The sequence below is a fragment of the Hymenobacter negativus genome (assembly GCF_017571495.1).
GTDB lineage: Bacteria > Bacteroidota > Bacteroidia > Cytophagales > Hymenobacteraceae > Hymenobacter > Hymenobacter negativus.
Map to the genome: position 1 here is coordinate 1 of NZ_JAGETZ010000031.1, position 3,389 is coordinate 3,389.

Annotated in this window: 4 protein-coding genes; all 4 read left to right on the top strand. The window is 55.3% G+C overall.

Going from position 1 to position 3,389, the window contains the following annotated elements; translation table 11 throughout:
* Positions 1-135: 135 nt before the first annotated feature.
* The 4 genes from J4E00_RS29240 to J4E00_RS29255 all read left to right on the top strand — a co-directional run bounded on the left by J4E00_RS29240 (position 136) and on the right by J4E00_RS29255 (position 3,281).
* Complete coding sequence (locus J4E00_RS29240) at positions 136-462, top strand: hypothetical protein (protein ID WP_208178909.1); 327 nt, start codon at positions 136-138, stop codon at positions 460-462.
* Between the two features lie 648 nt (positions 463-1,110).
* Positions 1,111-1,731 (top strand): hypothetical protein, encoded by a 621-nt coding sequence (locus J4E00_RS29245; protein WP_208178910.1) that lies wholly within the window; start codon positions 1,111-1,113, stop codon positions 1,729-1,731.
* Complete coding sequence (locus tag J4E00_RS29250) at positions 1,718-2,800, top strand: gliding motility-associated C-terminal domain-containing protein (protein WP_208178911.1); 1,083 nt, start codon at positions 1,718-1,720, stop codon at positions 2,798-2,800. The genes J4E00_RS29245 and J4E00_RS29250 overlap by 14 nt, the downstream gene beginning before the upstream one ends.
* A gap of 208 nt (positions 2,801-3,008) precedes the next feature.
* A complete protein-coding gene (locus J4E00_RS29255) occupies positions 3,009-3,281 on the top strand; it encodes a hypothetical protein (RefSeq protein ID WP_208178912.1) in 273 nt (90 codons plus the stop codon).
* Positions 3,282-3,389: the final 108 nt, after the last annotated feature.

A 3,389-nucleotide genomic window follows, 5' to 3' on the forward strand; every position in this document is an offset into this window, starting at 1 on the left:
ACCTCATGATGTGATGTAACAGGCGATGCCCAAATAACACCCGGTAATTTAGACCACCGTTTTCGTGAACTCACGCACCACGGGGTACTAACTCGCCACACCAACCGTTGTTCTTACCTTTTCTCTTGTGCGGCTATGAAACGACTCTTTTTGCTGCTGTTGCTGGCGATGGCCGCGTCTCCGACGGCCACCGCTCAAACGGGAAAACGGCGGGAAGCAAAAGCGTTTCGCCGCCACTTCCAACGGCTCGATTCCCTGACCCGACTCTCCCCGAATGACACTGTAGTATGGAATTGCTCGCGGGAAGTGGCATTCGTACAAACCCACACCGGGATTGACTCCAATGACTATGGCAATTACGCAGGCTTGTCTCACTGCTACAAAAGCGAGTTGTGGGCTTGGCACGCATGGTACACTCAGCAGTACGAGTCGAGGAAATGGTATGCGCGGAATATACAATAACGCTCGTTAGTTTAGACCACCGTTTTCGTGGACGAATAACAAATACTGGCCTCTGACGTTGAGTGGTTGCAAACCACTGGCGCGGCTGAGAACGGCCCGCCATTTATATTTCCGGCCTATCCGCTCGTTTCATGCGCCTGCCGTCTGCGGCTCTTCAAGCAACCGTGTTTGCCCTCCTGGTGAGTTGCTCCTACCTGGAGCCTCCGGTCGACGAGCTGATTCGTAGCTCAAACGCGACTGACCGCATGCGCGGGGCCGAGGTCATTGGAGAAGCACGCGACATGAGCTACGTGCCCTGGCGGCTAAGCCAACCCACTGACGCACATGGCAGCCACAACTACCGATTTTATGGAAGGACCGTGTACCAAATTAAAATGAATGCCTTACGGAAGATTTCCAGTCTTTCTCCCCCGGTTCCAATTATCTACTCCCCTGACAGTACCGTCGTGGACTTTTATAGGAGGTGAGCTATCAAACACGGGTACCAATTGATGGCGCTTTCCCATCAATAAAACAGTTCGTTTTACCAAACAGGCATAAGTTTAGGGCAGTACCGTTTAATTGGACCACATTGATGGCACTACTACGTGGCTTGGCCGCTGGTCTCCTTCATAAATTTACCTGGCTCAATGGGAGTATCTTTCTCCCATGAAATACACAGCCCTTGTCCGCTCTATTGGACTGGTGTGGTGGCTGGCGTTGCCGTACAGCAGCGCTGCTCAGGCGTGGCAATGGGCCATGGCGCCGAGCAATAGCACTGGCAGTTATTCCGAAGTAACCGCGATGGTGCCGGACCAAGACGGCACCACCGTCGTGGCCGGCTCTTTTTCCGGCACCATCGTGCTAGGACGGTTTACGCTGACCAGCTCCGGGCCGGTGGATATATTCGTAGCCCGGCTGGATGGCGCGGGGAACTGGCTGCAAGCCGTGTGCGCCGGCAGTGGCAACGTGTGCCGCGCCTCTGCCGTGGTGGTGGATGCCGACGGAACAGTTGTGGTGGGAGGCACTTTCAGTAGCCTAACCATTGGCTTTGGCCCGTTAACGTTGGTCAACGCCGATAATGTCGGGCTGGGAAGTTCGGGGGATGCCTTTGTGGCGCGGCTCAGTCGGGGAGGTTCTTGGATGCAGGCCATGCGAGCCGGCGGCAATTCACTTGAAGGGGTGACGACCTTGGCCCTTGACGGGCAAGGCAACGTAGTCGTGGGAGGGTATTTTGTCAGCGCCGTGGCGGCGTTTGGCCCGATTCAGCTTACCAATGCTAATAAATAATGGAACCAGTGGTTTTGGAAGCGACGACATCTTTGTGGCCCGCCTTAACCGCTCAGGAACTTGGGTTCAAGCCGTGCGGACAGGCGGCTCGCGCCATGATTACCCCACCAACATTGTGATGGAGGCCGATGGGACCTTTGTGGTAGCCGGTAACTACTTCAGTTCTGTTGCGGCCTTTGGAGCCATTTGCTTCCTCAATACGGGGCAAGAAACAGATGTCTTTGTGGCACGGCTGAGTCCCGCCGGCGCTTGGACCTCCGCCTTGGGCACTGGCGGGCCCAACCACTACTCCATCAACGATATTGCCCTGGCACCCGATGGCAGCTTGGTCGTGGGCGGCGATTTTAATGGACCTTACACCACCATCGACGGCATTACGCTGGTAAATGCCGACCGCGCGGGCACTTACTTCGACGCTTACGTGGCGCGGCTCGACCGTTCTGGCGTATGGACCCAAGCCATGCGGGCAGGCAGTACCACCAGCGACGCAGCTACCCGGCTTGTGGCAAACCTCGATGGCTCGGTTACGGTGGTCAGGTATTTCACTGGTAGTGCCTCTTTCGGCACTTTTACACCAAGGAGTATTGGTGGCAACGACATTTATATCGGCCGCCTGTCGGCCACTGGCAATTGGACCCGGTTGCAACAAGCCGGCGGCCCGGGCGACGACGGGCTGTTGAGCTTCTATCAAAAAGATAGTACCGACTTCACCGTTGCCGGCCGCATCGGCCGGCCCACGGCGCAATTTGGGCCCTTCACGCTGGCCAATCGCAATAAATTGTTTCCCAATGCCTATGTGGCGCACCACGGAAGTGCCGTTAGTGGTCCGGACCTTCCCGGGTTCACCATCCCGAACATCATCACCCCCAACGGGGATGGGTTAAACGACGTGTTCCGGTTTCGAAATGCCCCCCTGACGACCGTGGCGCTGCATATTTTTAACCGTTGGGGGCAACAGGTGTACGCAAGCATGGATTACCAGCAAGACTGGAACGCCGCGGGCTTGCCGGCCGGCCTTTACTATTATTTTGTCGTGCCCGCCAGTGACGGTACATCGGTCAAAGGGTAGCCGGAGGTGGTCCGCTAGCGGGCTTTGTACTGTGCCGCTGGTCCGAGCCTACTAATTGTTGCCGCTTTGGGGAATAGTGCGGTTGAAGAATTGGCTCCTTGATTCAAACGACCCTTTGCGTGAACGTACGCAATAGGTTTGCAGGCGTCTGAGCAGTGCTCAAGACGAGAAGCAATAGGCTTAATGTCCATTAGTAATTGTTACGCCAATGCCCCAGTCATTACCACGTGTTACCTCCTTATTGCTCTCCGAGCCTGTTGCCGCAGACCCAACCGGGTTTGTCTGGCTACTCGCATTTGTCATTCTATTAGCGGCAACCGTTCTTGGGGTTTACGGATTGCGCTTTATGCGTAGGCCGAGTCGCACCCGCCAAGTCGTTGGGGCATTATTTCTGGTATTTGCACTTATGTTGGGAATCAGCGGGATTGATATTATCTATCAAATGTGGCAAACTGGTTCATTTGTCTTGACCGACACTTAAGGGTAGAAAAAGGCCGAAAAAGACTTAAAAGACCGTTTTCGTGAACGGGCGCCAAGATTGATTTTAGGTCACGCAGGAAGTGCGAAGTGAGCTACCCACCACGAGCGT